The organism is Primorskyibacter sp. S87 (genome assembly GCF_049801055.1).
Classification (GTDB): Bacteria; Pseudomonadota; Alphaproteobacteria; order Rhodobacterales; family Rhodobacteraceae; genus JBNAGF01.
This window is the reverse complement of record NZ_JBNAGF010000001.1, coordinates 305,077-319,357: the sequence shown is the minus strand read 5'-3', so window position 1 is coordinate 319,357 and position 14,281 is coordinate 305,077. Positions and strand designations below refer to the sequence as shown.

Genomic DNA, 14,281 nt, shown 5'->3' with positions numbered 1-14,281 from the left:
CGATGAAATACGAGAAACATCAGGCCAAGGAATATGCCCGGGACACGATGCGGGGCATCTGGGCAGCTGCGCTGAATCCGTTCAACCCGGACGGATCCTTTGACGAAACTGGCCTGCGTCACAACATCCGCCACTGGATCGACGATCTGGAGATTGCCGGGCTGTTCATCGCCGGAAAACAGGGCGAATTCTGGTCGATGTCCCTTGACGAACGCAAGCGCAACATGACGATCGCCGCCGAAGAATGCGCCGGCAAGGCAGGTACCATCATGTCGATTTCAGACCAGAACGTGGATACCGTTCTGGATCTGGGGCGCCACGCGCAGGATTGTGGCGCCGACTATGTCGTCGTCCACGCACCCATGCTGAGCTTTTGCCATGATCGGGACGATGTTCTGTTTAACTATTACAAGCACATCTGCGACAGGCTGAACATCGGGATTGCCATGTGGAGCCACCCGGATTCCGGCTATCTGATGGAGCCCGAAACCTGCGCCCGGATCGCCGAATTGCCAAACATCATGGGGATCAAATACTCGGTCCCGCGCGAGATGTATGTTCGGCTGACCAAAATGGTCGGCGACAAAATCCATGTCTCTACATCGCTCGAGGATGATTGGCTGGACAATATCGAGGAACTGGGATGGGCCCTCTACCTATGCTCCTCGCCGCCCTACATGCTGCAGACTCGAAACGACAAACGGATGCACGAATACACCGAACTGGCTTTTTCCGGGAAATTCGACGAGGCCCGCCGGGTTCGGGACAGTCTGGAGCCAGTGCGCGCTGCAATCCGCAACACCAAGCCTGGCGGCAAACCCACGGCACACGGAAAGTACTGGCAGGAACTGTTGGGTCAAATCGGCGGCTGTGTCCGTCATCCGATGCTGGAACTGACGGACGCCGAAAAGGAAGCCACCCGCGCGGCTTTCGACAATTGCGGCCTAACGGTCTGAACCGGTCAAAGATACAGACGCAGGAACCAAAGAGATCAGAAGCTCCGGTACAGCTGTGTTGCCGCAAAGGCGGCCTTAAACAGACCGGCCCGCAGGCTCCGCTGCCCGACGTGTTCCAGGGCCGAGAACGGAAGCGGCAGATCTTGTTCGCGACCACCAGCAATCAGGTCTGCCAGCGCCTTGCCGAACAGGGTTCCGGTAACGATGCCGCGGCCGTTGTATCCGATGGGAGAATAAACCCCTTTGGCCAGACGATGGATTCTGAAGATATGATCCGGTGTCATGGCAATCCGGCCGTGCCATGCGTGTTCGAATTTCAGGTCCCCCAATTCCGGATAAAGCTTGCCGAGAATGCGCGCAGCCCAGCGGCGCGACAACCCGGCCGTGCCGCCGAAAACGGATCCCATCGAGCCAACCACTATGCGCCCCGATAGATCCCGGCGCATCGAAAACATCACGGGCGCCGTATCCCAGATCCCCTGCCGTTCAGGCAGGACATGCGCCGCCCGCTGCCCGAGCGGTTCGGTAGAAAGCTGGAAATACTCGATCGGGGTATAGCTTTGTCGCAGCCCCGGCCACAGATCATCGGTATAGGCATTGGTCGCTAGTACCACGTGCTTTGCCGTCACGGTTCCGCTGGATGTTGCGACCTCCCACAGATCTCCCAGCCGTGTCAGTCCGGTGGCACGTACCCCGGTCGAGATTGTGGCGCCGGCCGCCAATGCTGCCCGCGCCAATCCCCGTGCATAGCCCATCGGGTCAATGGTCCCCGCTCGGCGATCCAGCAGGCCACCGTGGAACCGCGCCGTGCCGGTGAGTTTTGCGGTTTCGTCCGCCCCCAGCAAATCAACCGGAGCCCCCAGAACCTGCCATTGCTCGGCCCGCCGGGCGAGACCATCGTATCCAGCGGGTGAATGAGCGACATGGATGGTGCCATTCTGAACGGCCTCGCAACGGATCTCGTGCCTGTCGATCAATCGAAAGACTTCTTCGGGCATTGCCCCAAGAAGTTCGATCAGCCGGCTACCGGTTTCCGTGCCCAGATGATCCAGAACCTCCTGCGGCGGAAGCCACAAGCCCGCATTGACCAATCCGACATTTCGACCCGATCCGCCATGACCGATCCGTTCGGCTTCGAGAACGTGGCACTCAAGACCGAGCTCAGATGCGTGCAGCGCAGTCGACAAGCCGGTATAGCCTGCGCCGACGATAACAAGGTCACAGGTCGTGTCGCCGCTCAGCCCAACCTGAGAATCAGGCTCGGCCGATGACATATCCCAAAGCGAAACAGCTTCAGTCTCCGGCACCTTGGTCTCCTTTGCGAAGAACGGGGACAACAATCGGCACATGTCCCGACCACCGGCCGAGACGTTCCGGCGTCACCTTGGTGCAGACAGATCAGGAAAACAACTGCTGGACTATCAGCCGCACTTGGAGTGGCCGCAGCTTCCGCATGTCATGCAACCTTCGACCATTCGCATTTCGAACTGGCCGCAGCTCGGACAGGCTTTGCCACGCGCCCCGCCCGCATTGACCACCTGCGCCTTGGGGTCTGATTTTAACCCCATGCCCTCGCCCTCGAGAAATCCGATCGCGATCAGGTGCTGCTCGATTACCCCGCCAATGGCCGCCAGAATCGAGGGAATGTATTTGCCCTGAACCCATGCGCCACCGCGCGGATCAAACACGGCCTTGAGTTCTTCGACCACAAAGGAAACATCCCCTCCGCGCCGGAACACGGCCGAGATCATCCGGGTCAGCGCCAGCGTCCATGCATAATGCTCCATGTTCTTGGAGTTGATGAACACTTCGAACGGGCGGCGATGGCCGTTGATGATAATATCGTTGATCGTCAGATAGATCGCGTGCTCGCTGTCGGGCCATTTCAGCTTGTAGGTCTGCCCCTCCAGCGATGGCGGACGATCGAGCGGCTCTGACATGTAGATCACATCGCCGCCGTCGACAGTGTGCGGCGCATCCGCACTTTCACCCGGCGCTTTGTCGGCACTTTCACTGACCGACAGGACCGAGCCGGTCACATCATTGGGCCGATATGTGGTGCAACCCTTGCAGCCCTGATCCCAGGCCTGCATGTAGACGTCCTTGAAATCGTCGAACGAGATATCCTCGGGGCAGTTGATGGTCTTGGAAATCGAACTGTCGATCCATTTCTGCGCCGCCGCCTGCATTCGGACATGGTCTGCGGGCGCCAAGGTTTGCGCATTGACGAAATGATCGGGCAGTTCGGTGTCTCCGAACTTGTCGCGCCACATCTGCACGGCATAGTCCACGACTTCTTCTTCGGTTCGGCTGCCGTCCTTTTGCAGAACTTTTCGCGTATAGGCATAGGCAAAGACCGGTTCGATCCCGGACGACACGTTCCCGGCGTAAAGGCTGATGGTGCCTGTCGGCGCGATCGAGGTCAGCAGCGCGTTGCGAATGCCGTGGGTGCGGATCGCATCCCTGACATCTTCGTCCATCTGTTGCATGGTGCCGCTGGCGAGATACTGTTCGGCGTCGAACAGCGGGAAAGCTCCCTTCTCCTTGGCCAGATCCACCGAGGCCAGATAAGATGCGCGGGCGATTGCGTGCAGCCAGTCCTCGGTCTGGCGTGCTGCCTCTTCGGACCCATAACGCAACCCCATCATCAGCAAGGCGTCCGCCAGCCCCGTCACCCCAAGCCCGATCCGGCGTTTGTTGGCGGCCTCGGCGGCCTGCTCGGGCAGCGGGAACTTCGACGCGTCCACCACATTGTCCATCATCCGAACAGCGGTAGCGACGAGTTCCTTCAGCGCCCCTTCATTCAATGCCGCGTCTTTTTCGAACGGGTTCGAAACCAGCCGGGCCAGGTTGACCGAGCCCAGCAGACAAGCGCCATAGGGTGGCAACGGCTGCTCGCCGCACGGGTTGGTGGCGGCGATTGTTTCGACATAGGACAGGTTGTTGGCAGCGTTGATCCGGTCGATGAAGATCACACCGGGCTCGGCATAATCATAGGTGGCCTGCATGATCCTGTTCCACAGATCGCGCGCCTGAACGGTATGATAGACCTTGCCGTCGAACTGCAGTTCCCACGGCCCGTCGGCTTTCACCGCCTCCATGAAATCGTCTGTAACAAGAACCGACATGTTGAACATGCGCAGCCGTGCAGGGTCCGACTTAGCCGAGATGAACTGTTCCACATCCGGATGGTCACACCGCATGGTGGCCATCATCGCACCACGGCGCGATCCGGCCGACATGATGGTGCGGCACATCGCATCCCATACATCCATGAAAGACAACGGACCCGAGGCATCGGCCGCAACGCCCATGACATCCGCACCGCGCGGGCGAATGGTCGAGAAATCATAGCCGATCCCCCCACCCTGCTGCATGGTAAGCGCCGCCTCTTTCAACATGTCAAAGATGCCGCCCATGCTGTCGGGGATGGTGCCCATCACGAAGCAGTTGAACAGGGTAACCTGCCGCGCCGTCCCGGCACCTGCAGTGATCCGCCCCGCAGGCAGGTATTTGAAATCCTCCAGGGCGGAGTAGAAATTCTCTTCCCACTTTGCGGGGTCGGCCTCGACCTTGGCCAAGTCCCGGGCGATACGCCGCCAGCTGTCCTCGACCGTCTGGTCAATCGGGGTGCCGTCCGCTTCCTTGAAGCGGTACTTCATGTCCCAAATCTGCTCGGCGATGGGGGCGGCAAAGCGGCTCATGTGTGATTCCCTATCCAGAAAGAGGCATCCAGATTAACCGTATTCGGGGGTAAACCACAACTGCTTGATACTGAGACGGGCCAAGCTACAATATCAGGATGTCTCGTGGGACGACTCTGTGGGAAAGCTGTGGACAACTACGTGAACTTGATAAAACTCTCGGTCGGATCTGAAAGCACCGAAAGTCTCGCCGAATGGCAGGAGGCCTATCGCACACGCTTTCCCGACGGCCTGCCGCGGCACATAACCCGTATGTGGCCCAAGCGCGAAGCCGAGATATTGAACGGTGGATCAATCTATTGGGTGATCAAAGGTCTGGTGCAATGCCGCCAACGCATCCTACGACTGGAGGAGGTCACCGGCGAGGACGGCATCCGTCGGTGCGCCATCCTCCTCAATCCGGAATTGCACCAAACGCAAACAGCACGAAAGCGCCCCTTTCAAGGCTGGCGCTACCTGAAGCCCCAAGACTCTCCGCCCGACCTGCCCAAGGGGCGCAGCGCCGAAGAACCGCTGCCTGATGAATTGAACAGGGCGCTGGCAGAAATCGGCGTGATCTGAACCTCCTCACCCTGCCGGACCGCACAAACTTTGTGCATCCCCAGAGATAGGTCAGGCGCCGGTTCACCTTTAGGTTTCCGGGGAAATTTCCGATCAGGAGACCTGAAATGAAACCGATACACAGTGCATACTCAGATGCCGAAACACTTGATTTTCCCGGCGCCATAACGCTGCGGATACTTCTCACCGGCACCCAGACCGGCGGGACGATGGAGCTGTTCGAGGACATTGTGCAACCCGGTGTCGGACCGGGGCGTCACGTCCACCTTCATCAGGACGAAACTTTCTTTTTTCTCGAAGGTTCTTTCGATGTCGAGATTGATGGTGTTCTTCATCATATGGCACCGGGTGATGTCGCACTTGTTCCCAAGGGCGCGGTGCATGCGTTTAAAAATGTCGGACAGGCTCCGGGGCGTCTTCGCTACTTGTTTTCCCCGGCACTCAGAATGGAGACCATGTTTCGCGCTTTTCACGAAGCGCTAAGTGATGGCGGGCTGGACCCCGAAGAAATGGCAAGGATCGCGGTTCAAAACGGCCAGGAATTCGTTGGCCCGCCGCTCTAAACACAGCGGGCTTCAGGACAACCTGTCCAGCAGCTCCTCCAACGTCTTTTTTTCTGCCGCCTCGAACCGTGCCACCCGGCTGCGCCAGAGCGTGGCCTGACTTCGCAGGATCAGGCCATCGGACAGGATCTTGAGGTGGTTGGCCCGAAGAGTTTCACCGGTTGAAGTGATGTCGGCGATTGCTTCGGCAGTTTCATTCTTGACGGTGCCTTCGGTCGCGCCCTGACTGTCCACCAGCGCATAGTCAGCCACCCCGCTTGCCGTCAGGAACTCGCGAACCAGCCGGTGATACTTGGTTGCAATCCGAAGGCGGTGACCGTGTCGCAAGCGGAATGCAGCCGCTGCCGCATCGAGATCGTCCAGCAGATCGACATCCACCCATGCCTGCGGCACGGCGATGATCAGATCGGCCTGCCCAAAGCCCAACGGAGCGATCTCTTCGACCTGTTGTTCCCAGCGTGGCAGCTTTTCGTGCACCAGATCGGTCCCGGTGACGCCAAGATGGATACGGCCTGCAGACAGCTCCCGCGGGATCTCCCCGGCCGAGAGCAACACCAGATCAACATTTCCGATACCGTCGACCCGGCCCGCATACTCACGATCCGACCCCGCGCGTGACAATGTGATCCCACGCTTCTCGAACCATGAGAAAGTCTTATCCATCAGCCGCCCCTTGGACGGCACGCCCAGCTTCACGCTCATGCCGCAACCTCCTCAAGGACCAGTATCAGACCGGGGCGCAGCACGCCGCCGATCGCCGGAATCTCGGCACCATTCCCAAGCTGTCGCGTCAGCGCATCATAGCGCCCGCCGGTTGCTATGGGCGGTAGATCCGGGCGGCGCTCGGCATAAAATCCAAAGACAAACCCGTCATAGTATTCCATTGACGTCCGACCATAGGAAGCTTCGAAGTCCAGCCGATCCACATCAACACCGCGATCCCGTAGCGCGCCAATCCGCGCCTCCAACCGTGTCAGTGCGGGCCCGATCTGCGGCAGGTCCACCGCCACATCCCGAAGCCGCTCCAGAGCATTGGGCATGGTTTCACGCACTGAAAGCAACGTGTCCAGCCCAAGCATCTCTGCCTCTGAAATCGGCGCGGCGGCGGCATCTTCGCGCAGCGCGGCGATCCGGTCGGCAATCTCGTCCGTGCGGCGTTTGCCTATGACCGTTCCTGCGTTCGCCATCGGATCGGCGGCGACCAACAGCTCTGCCCGGCAGGGCGGCACCGAAGCCCGCCCTGAGAACCGGTCAAGCAGAGCCCGAAACCGGCGCGGTCGCCAGATATGCCGCATCAATGCGGCCTTGCGTCTCTCACTGGTCTTCAGCCCCTGAACGGCGGCCATCAGGATCCCAATATCTCCGGTTGCCGCCCTGAGCGACAGGCCATTCAGAGCCTTCGCAATCAGCGCGAACACCTCTGCGTCGGCAGCCGCAGGGTTATCGCGGTCAAAAACTTCGTATCCGACCTGAACATACTCGTTCGCGCGGTCCGGATCATGCTCCTGCCGCCGAAACACTTCGCCCGAGTAGGTGTAGCGGGCCGGCTCCGCCCCGTGATCCATGTGCATCTGAACGACGGGAACCGTAAAGTCAGGCCGCAGCATCTGTTCGCCTCGCAACGCGTCGGTGGTGACGTATGCCCGGCCCCGAATATCCTCGCCATAAAGGTCCAAAAGGGTTTCCGCCGATTGCAGAATTGGCGTTTCAACCGACTGGGCGCCTTCTGCTTCGAAATAGCTGCGCAGGAACGCCGCCCGTTCCAGAACTTGGGCCCGTGTCGGCATCAGTTTTGTCCGTCCTGACTGTCGAGGATTTCGCGCACCTTGGCGACCAGATCACCCCGACTCACTTCGAACTGCGACGGGCGCTCTTTCCATTCTTCGAGGGTGGCGCTTTCAGCAATCCGCGCGCCCAGGATCAGGTCCTTGATCTGGACAATCCCCTTTTCTTTCTCGTCGCCGCCTTCGATCACGGCAATGGGTGAGTTTCTCCGGTCGGCATATTTCAACTGGTTGCCGAAATTCTTGGGATTGCCCAGATAGACTTCGGCCCGGAGCCCTGCATTCCGCAGTTCGGCAACCATCGCCTGATAATCGGCCATCCGATTCCGATCCATAACCGTCACAACCACTGGCCCTTTGGTCTCGGCAGCGATCCGGCCCTTTTCACGCAGCGCCGCCAGCAGGCGGTCGACACCGATTGAAATGCCAGTAGCTGGCACTTCCTGCCCGGTAAACCGCTTGACCAGATCGTCATAACGCCCACCGCCCGAGACCGAGCCGAACTGCCGTTTACGGCCTTTCTCGTCAAAGATCTCGAAAGTCAGTTCCGCCTCATAGACCGGCCCGGTGTAATAGCCGAGCCCACGCACCACTGAGGGATCAATCTCAATCCGGTCGGACCCATAACCTCCGGCGGCCAGCAAGTCGCCGATCTGTTCCAATTCGGCGATACCGTCAGCGCCGATCCTGCTGTCTCCGACAGCGTTGCGCAGGTTGGCCAATGTCCCGCCCGCGTCAGTCGCCTTGGACGTAAGAAATGCAATGACCGGTTCGGCCTGATCGCTGCTGAGACCCACCCCGTCGATGAAAGCGCCAGACGCATCGAGGCGTCCTTTGGTCAGCAGTTCCCGAACACCCTGTTCGCCTACCTTGTCAAACTTGTCGATCGTCCGCAGAACGTCGTCACGGGCGCCGGCATCCTCAGCCAGTCCCATAGCCTCCAGCACCCCGTTGAGAACTTTTCGATTGTTGACGCGAACGAGATAATCTCCCCGTGGAATGCCGACTGTTTCCAAAGTGTCACTCAGCATGGCGCAGATTTCAGCGTCAGCGGCCATCGAAGCCGACCCCACCGTATCCGCGTCACACTGGTAGAACTGGCGATACCGCCCCGGACCGGGCTTTTCGTTTCGCCAGACCGGACCCATCGCATAACGGCGGTAAGGTGTCGGCAAATCGTTGCGGTGCTGGGCATAAACCCGCGCCAACGGCGCCGTCAGGTCGTAGCGCAGCGCCATCCAGTCGCCGTTTCCCTGTTCGTCTGCTTCCTGCCACGCAAACACGCCCTCGTTCGGACGATCCACGTCCGGGAGGAACTTGCCCAGCGCCTCGACGGTTTCGACCGCGCTCGATTCCAGCGCTTCGAACCCGTAGCGATGATAGACCCCGGCAATCTCTCGCAGCATCTCGGTGCGCTGGCTGACTTCCGCGCCGAAATAGTCGCGGAACCCTTTTGGCGTAATTGCCTTGGGGCGGGGCTGTTTCTTGGGCTTTGCCATCGGGTGTCCTCGGCGGATTGACTGTCCGCGCGGGGTCTATCCCAAGGCCTGCTCAGGGGCAAGGCAGAGAGCGTCGCAGGCAACACGGTCAAACGGCTACCCCGCCCAGCAAAATGGCCCACAAGGATGCGGGATCAGATGTTCGAAAAATCCCCACCACGCCCTTTACCAGATGCAAACCGCCCTGCCCCGGCCTTGCCTTCGGCCAAGAACACGTCGGCGGATTGCCATTCCCTGCGCAGCGCCGCTGCCAGATCGGCGGGTGGCGTCCGGGCCGAAAGGTGATCGGCGCGCATGCACAGCTGCGGAAACCGGATCAGATCTAGAGCGATTTCCGTGGCTGTATCCAGCGCCCTGCCTTGCGGACAGATTCGATTGGCAAATCCCAAAGACAAAGCTTCGTCCGCGGAAACGCCTCTGCCAGTCAGGATCAGGTCATTGGCCCGCCCCTGCCCGAGGATCTTGGGCAACCGAACCGTCCCACCGTCGATCAAGGGAACACCCCAGCGTCGACAGAACACGCCGGTCGCCGCCCCGTCAGCCATCACCCGCATGTCGCACCATGCTGCGAGCTCCATTCCTCCTGCCACGGCGTGACCTTCGATCGCCGCGATAACCGGCTTGGACAACATCAGTCGGGTTGGTCCCATAGGCCCGGGAAGAGGGGCCGAAATCGGATCTTTCCAGTCCTCGGGGATCGCAAGCGACGCCAGCCAATCATCGGCAAGCCCTGCCCCCGCGGCTTTCAGGTCAAACCCGGCGCAAAAGGCGCCTTCGGATCCGGTCAGCACCGCAACCTGCTGTTGGGGATCGGCGTCGAAGGCCAGAAATGCATCATAAAGAACCCGCGCGGTGGCCGGATCAACGGCATTGCGCCTGTCCGCCCGATTGATGGTAATGGTGGTGATCCCATCCGTGGTGTCTACGAGCACGGTCATGCCGACCTCCCTGCTGGCTGTTTGCTGCGCGAGCGTCCAACGGGAAATCCGGTTCTGGCAAGCGTGACGTTGCGCCTGTATGGAGAAGTAAAAGGAGCCAGCCATGCAGCATCTCGAAGAACAGATCGCGCATCTGAACCGCACCGTCGAAGAGCTCAGCGACGTGGTCGCGCGTCAACAGGAGGAAATCAGCCACCTGACCCGGCGCATCGAGATGCTGATGCAACGAGAAGCCGCGCGTGAGCAGGAGGCCACAGGCGGGATCATTATCGGGGACGAACGACCGCCACATTACTGAGGCGCGCGTGTCCCCCGCCTCACAGTCCCAGGGCGCGCCACTTAGAGCTCATCCACCGACAGCACGCCTTCAAGCGATTTGATGGCGCTTTTGATTTGTGGATTGACGGGGAAATCCCGACCCAGATCCATCTCAACCTCTCCCGGCAGGCCGGCGGCAAGCAGCAAAAGACGAATTTCTCCCCTTTGAGCACCCTTGGCAGCCTCGGCGGCATCCTGAAGAACCTTGGCCACGGTTTCTACGGCCTCTGGCGTTTCCAGAAACACCTTTAACCCGGCCGAACCCGCCTGCATCAGGGCGGTGTCAATCGGAGCCACTGACCGGCCAAGCAGCTTCAGCTGATCGGCTTCGAGCGTCGCTTCCGCGGAAATCACGACATGAGCACCGGCTTCGAGATGTTCCCGGGACTTTTCCAGCGCCTCGGAAAACAACGTTACTTCGTATGCCCCCGACGGGTCACTGAGCTGGGCAAAGGCAAAACGGTTTCCGCGCGCCGATTTTCGTTCCTGCCGACCCGCGACCACGCCGGCGATCTTGGCCACGAGCGGACCTGAACGCGCCTTTTCAGTCACTTCATCTAGGGTCAACACGCCTTTACGCTTCAGGGCGCCCATATAGTCATCCAGCGGGTGACCCGACAGGTAGAACCCGATTGCCCGGAACTCCTCGCTCAACCGCTCGGCCGGCAGCCAATCCGGACTTTGCGAAAGACGTGGTTCGGGCAGGTCGTCACCGGCCTCTCCAAAGAGTGACACCTGGTTTGAGTTTTTCTGATCGTGAATTGCCGCCGAGTAGCTCACCAGTGGCTCAAGGCTCTCGAACACCCGGCGCCGGTTCGGATCGAGCTGGTCGAAGGCACCAGCCCGGGCCATCATCTCCAACGGCCGCTTGCCAACTTTCTTCAGGTCCACCCGGCGCGCCAGATCAAACAGGGTGGCAAAGGGTTTGTCGCCCCGACCATCGACAACAAGATTCATTGCCTCCACGCCCACATTCTTGAGCGCGCCCAGCGCATAAACCAACTCGCCATTGGCAACATCGAATGTGGCCAGCGAACGGTTCACGCAGGGCGGCACGTAAGGCAGGCTCAACCCCTTTCGAACCTCTTCGAAATAGATCGCAAGCTTGTCCGTCAGGTGGATATCGCAATTCATCACCCCGGCCATGAACTCGACCGGGTGGTTCGCCTTGAGCCAGCCGGTCTGATAGCTGACCACGGCATAGGCGGCCGCGTGGGATTTGTTGAAGCCGTAATTGGCGAACTTTTCCAGCAGGTCGAACACCTCGCTGGCTTTCTTCTTCTCGACCCCGTTTTCAGCGGCGCCCTTCTCAAATTTCGGCCGCTCCGCGTCCATCGCCTCCTTGATCTTCTTGCCCATCGCGCGGCGCAACAGGTCCGCACCACCAAGCGAGTATCCCGCCATGACCTGTGCAATCTGCATCACCTGTTCCTGATAAACGATGATACCTTGCGTTTCCTTGAGGATATGATCGATCAGCGGGTGAACCGAAGTGATCTCGCGCTGGCCGTTCTTGACCTCACAATAGGTGGGAATGTTCTCCATCGGCCCGGGACGGTAGAGCGCCACCAGCGCCACGATATCCTCGATACAGGTGGGTTTCATGCGCTTGAGCGCGTCCATCATGCCGGTGGATTCCACCTGGAACACGGCGACGGTCTTGGCCGCCGAATAAAGCTTGTAGGTTGCCTCGTCATCCAACGGGATGGCGTTAATCTCGTTCACAGCGCCCTCAGGCGGCGTATAGAGCTGCGTGCCGTCGGCCGCCACATGTAGATCCCGCCCGGATTTTCGGATCAGATCGACCGCGTTCTGGATCACCGTCAGGGTCTTCAGTCCAAGAAAGTCAAACTTGACCAAGCCCGCCTGCTCGACCCACTTCATATTGAACTGGGTGGCGGGCATATCGGAACGCGGATCCTGATACAGCGGCACCAGCGCATCCAGCGGACGATCGCCGATCACGACGCCGGCGGCATGAGTCGATGCGTTCCGGAGAAGCCCCTCCACCTGCTGGCCATAGGTCAACAGGCGATCGACAACCTCTTCGTTGCGGGCCTCGTCGCGCAGGCGCGGTTCGTCCTTGAGCGCCTTTTCGATACTTACGGGTTTCACCCCTTCGACCGGGATCATCTTGGACAGGCGATCAACTTGGCCATAAGGCATCTGCAACACGCGCCCGATGTCACGGACGGCAGCCTTGGACAGCAACGCACCAAAAGTGATGATCTGACCCACCTTGTCGCGGCCATATTTTTGCTGCACGAACTGAATCACTTCCTCGCGGCGATCCATACAAAAGTCGATGTCGAAATCCGGCATGCTGACCCGTTCCGGGTTCAGGAAGCGTTCAAAAAGTAGCGAATAACGCAGCGGATCGAGATCGGTGATGGTCAGTGCATAAGCCACCAGCGAGCCGGCACCGGATCCACGCCCCGGCCCCACCGGGATGTCGTGATCCTTTGCCCACTTGATGAAGTCGGCCACGATCAGGAAGTAGCCCGGGAAACCCATATCCTCGATGATACCCAACTCGAAATCCAGCCGTTCCTGATACGCCTCAGGGCTGACGGCATGTGGGATCACCGCAAGACGGGCCTGCAGTCCTTCGTTGGCCTGCCGCCGCAGTTCCTCGACCTCGTCGTCGGCGAACTTTGGCAGGATCGGGTCACGCCGATAGGCCATGAATGCGCAACGCCTGGCAATCTCGACCGTGTTTTCAATTGCTTCAGGCAGATCGGCGAACAACGTCGTCATTTCCTGAGGTGATTTGAAATAGTGCTGCGCGGTCAGGCGCCGGCGCGGTTCCTGCTGATCGACATAGGCCCCTTCGGCGATGCAGATCAGGGCGTCATGCGCTTCGTACATTTCCGCGTTGGGGAAATAGACATCATTTGTTGCGACAAGTGGCAGATCCTTGGCGTAGGCCATTTCCACATGCCCACGTTCTGTCAGCCGTTCTGCTTCGGGCTGACCGTCTTCACCAGGATGGCGCTGCAATTCGACATAGAGCCTGTCAGGAAACATCTGCGCCAGACGGTCAAGCAATCCCTCTGCCGCAGGCCGCTGCCCGGTTTGCAGCAGCATACCCAATGGCCCATCCGGACCTCCGGTCAAGCAGATCAAGCCGTCTGACAGCGCCTCAAGCTCGTCGAGAGACACATGGGGCACCTCACCCCGCTTGTGCACATAGAGACATGAGCTCAGCTTCATCAGGTTTTTGTAACCGTCCTCGTTCTGCGCCAGCAAAACCAATGGGGCGGGAGGCCGGGCGCGCTCCCCCGGCTTTGCCTCGACATACCCGAGATCAACCTGACACCCAACGATTGGCTGAATCCCCGCATCGCTTGCTGTGACCGAAAACTCCAGCGCCGAGAACATGGAATTCGTATCAGTCACCGCTACGGCGGGCATGTCCATCTTGTCACAAAGCGCTGGCAGTTTCTTTAGCCGCATGGCCCCCTCAAGGAGGGAGTATTCGGTATGGACGCGGAGATGAATGAATCGGGGATCGCTGCTCATACCGCCAAGCTAGCCCAGCAGAGAGGAAGGCGAAAGCGGGCTTGAGCGCCCTACGCACTGCACTTCCATTCACAAACCATGCAGAAAGCTGTATTCGGGTATTCGACAGTAATAGGCGGGAAATCCCGCCTCAAGCTTATGAAACTATTTGATTCTGCAATGACCGAAAGTCTCACAATCAACAAATATTCACCAATCCCTCACATTATGCTGCATTGCAGAGGCGTTTTTTCTTGCCAGAGCCCGTTCTCGGTTTCTAACCTGTCCGTCAACTATAAAGCCCGCTCACCTTCTACGTCGCATCGAAGGGGGCAAAAATGGGCTCAACGGGGTAAGGCGACGGATGTCATAAAGATGGACATCGCGTTTCTTCTCAGCGGAGAGGCGGGGGTGGAAGTGCAGCGATGCTCTGCCACCGTTCGCCTGCGCAATGCGA

Annotated in this window: 11 protein-coding genes; 4 read left to right on the top strand and 7 right to left on the bottom strand. The window is 59.5% G+C overall.

What is annotated here, in order from left to right; all coding sequences use genetic code 11:
* The first annotated feature begins 2 nt into the window (after positions 1 to 2).
* Complete coding sequence (locus tag ACP15U_RS01635) at positions 3 to 956, top strand: dihydrodipicolinate synthase family protein (RefSeq protein WP_425043375.1); 954 nt, start codon at positions 3 to 5, stop codon at positions 954 to 956.
* 35 nt (positions 957 to 991) lie between these two features.
* On the opposite strand, the gene ACP15U_RS01630 is transcribed toward ACP15U_RS01635, so the two are convergent.
* Together ACP15U_RS01630 and ACP15U_RS01625 are read right to left on the bottom strand one after the other, a co-directional pair.
* Positions 992 to 2,263 (bottom strand): NAD(P)/FAD-dependent oxidoreductase, encoded by a 1,272-nt coding sequence (locus ACP15U_RS01630; RefSeq protein ID WP_425043374.1) that lies wholly within the window; start codon positions 2,261 to 2,263, stop codon positions 992 to 994.
* A 114-nt stretch (positions 2,264 to 2,377) separates the two neighbouring features.
* Positions 2,378 to 4,660 (bottom strand): adenosylcobalamin-dependent ribonucleoside-diphosphate reductase, encoded by a 2,283-nt coding sequence (locus ACP15U_RS01625; RefSeq protein ID WP_425043373.1) that lies wholly within the window; start codon positions 4,658 to 4,660, stop codon positions 2,378 to 2,380.
* Between the two features lie 129 nt (positions 4,661 to 4,789).
* On the opposite strand from ACP15U_RS01625, the gene ACP15U_RS01620 reads away from it, so the two are divergent.
* Complete coding sequence (locus ACP15U_RS01620; protein WP_425043724.1) at positions 4,790 to 5,221, top strand: DUF1489 family protein; 432 nt, start codon at positions 4,790 to 4,792, stop codon at positions 5,219 to 5,221.
* A 107-nt stretch (positions 5,222 to 5,328) separates the two neighbouring features.
* The gene (locus tag ACP15U_RS01615) at positions 5,329 to 5,784 is read left to right on the top strand and encodes a cupin domain-containing protein (protein WP_425043372.1); all 456 of its coding nucleotides are present in this window, start codon (positions 5,329 to 5,331) and stop codon (positions 5,782 to 5,784) included.
* Positions 5,785 to 5,796: 12 nt separating this feature from the next.
* On the opposite strand, the gene hisG is transcribed toward ACP15U_RS01615, so the two are convergent.
* The 4 genes from hisG to ACP15U_RS01595 form a co-directional block, all read right to left on the bottom strand.
* Entirely contained in the window at positions 5,797 to 6,486 is a 690-nt protein-coding gene (gene hisG, locus ACP15U_RS01610) for an ATP phosphoribosyltransferase (protein ID WP_425043371.1), read from the bottom strand.
* Positions 6,483 to 7,571, bottom strand: coding sequence for an ATP phosphoribosyltransferase regulatory subunit (locus tag ACP15U_RS01605; RefSeq protein ID WP_425043370.1), 1,089 nt, complete (start codon positions 7,569 to 7,571; stop codon positions 6,483 to 6,485). The genes hisG and ACP15U_RS01605 overlap by 4 nt, the downstream gene beginning before the upstream one ends.
* The gene (gene hisS, locus ACP15U_RS01600) at positions 7,571 to 9,067 is read right to left on the bottom strand and encodes a histidine--tRNA ligase (RefSeq protein WP_425043369.1); all 1,497 of its coding nucleotides are present in this window, start codon (positions 9,065 to 9,067) and stop codon (positions 7,571 to 7,573) included. Before hisS ends, ACP15U_RS01605 begins: the two co-directional genes overlap by 1 nt.
* 134 nt (positions 9,068 to 9,201) lie before the next feature.
* Entirely contained in the window at positions 9,202 to 10,005 is an 804-nt protein-coding gene (locus tag ACP15U_RS01595; RefSeq protein WP_425043368.1) for a crotonase/enoyl-CoA hydratase family protein, read from the bottom strand.
* Positions 10,006 to 10,108: 103 nt separating this feature from the next.
* Here ACP15U_RS01595 and ACP15U_RS01590 point away from each other — a divergent pair, with 103 nt between their 5' ends.
* Positions 10,109 to 10,303 carry a SlyX family protein gene (locus ACP15U_RS01590; RefSeq protein WP_425043367.1) on the top strand — a complete coding sequence of 65 codons (195 nt, stop codon included), beginning with the start codon at positions 10,109 to 10,111 and terminating at the stop codon, positions 10,301 to 10,303.
* Between the two features lie 41 nt (positions 10,304 to 10,344).
* Here ACP15U_RS01590 and dnaE read toward each other — a convergent pair whose 3' ends face one another.
* Complete coding sequence (gene dnaE / locus ACP15U_RS01585; protein ID WP_425043366.1) at positions 10,345 to 13,845, bottom strand: DNA polymerase III subunit alpha; 3,501 nt, start codon at positions 13,843 to 13,845, stop codon at positions 10,345 to 10,347.
* Positions 13,846 to 14,281: the final 436 nt, after the last annotated feature.

What these genes read in the sequence shown, in the direction of transcription:
- ACP15U_RS01635 (WP_425043375.1), top strand. Translation starts at nt 3, where the DNA reads ATGAAATACGAGAAACATCAGGCCAAGGAATATGCCCGGGACACGATG.
- ACP15U_RS01625 (WP_425043373.1), bottom strand. Translation starts at nt 4,660, where the DNA reads ATGAGCCGCTTTGCCGCCCCCATCGCCGAGCAGATTTGGGACATGAAG.
- ACP15U_RS01615 (WP_425043372.1), top strand. Translation starts at nt 5,329, where the DNA reads ATGAAACCGATACACAGTGCATACTCAGATGCCGAAACACTTGATTTT.
- hisG (WP_425043371.1), bottom strand. Translation starts at nt 6,486, where the DNA reads ATGAGCGTGAAGCTGGGCGTGCCGTCCAAGGGGCGGCTGATGGATAAG.
- ACP15U_RS01605 (WP_425043370.1), bottom strand. Translation starts at nt 7,571, where the DNA reads ATGCCGACACGGGCCCAAGTTCTGGAACGGGCGGCGTTCCTGCGCAGC.
- hisS (WP_425043369.1), bottom strand. Translation starts at nt 9,067, where the DNA reads ATGGCAAAGCCCAAGAAACAGCCCCGCCCCAAGGCAATTACGCCAAAA.
- ACP15U_RS01595 (WP_425043368.1), bottom strand. Translation starts at nt 10,005, where the DNA reads ATGACCGTGCTCGTAGACACCACGGATGGGATCACCACCATTACCATC.
- ACP15U_RS01590 (WP_425043367.1), top strand. Translation starts at nt 10,109, where the DNA reads ATGCAGCATCTCGAAGAACAGATCGCGCATCTGAACCGCACCGTCGAA.
- dnaE (WP_425043366.1), bottom strand. Translation starts at nt 13,845, where the DNA reads ATGAGCAGCGATCCCCGATTCATTCATCTCCGCGTCCATACCGAATAC.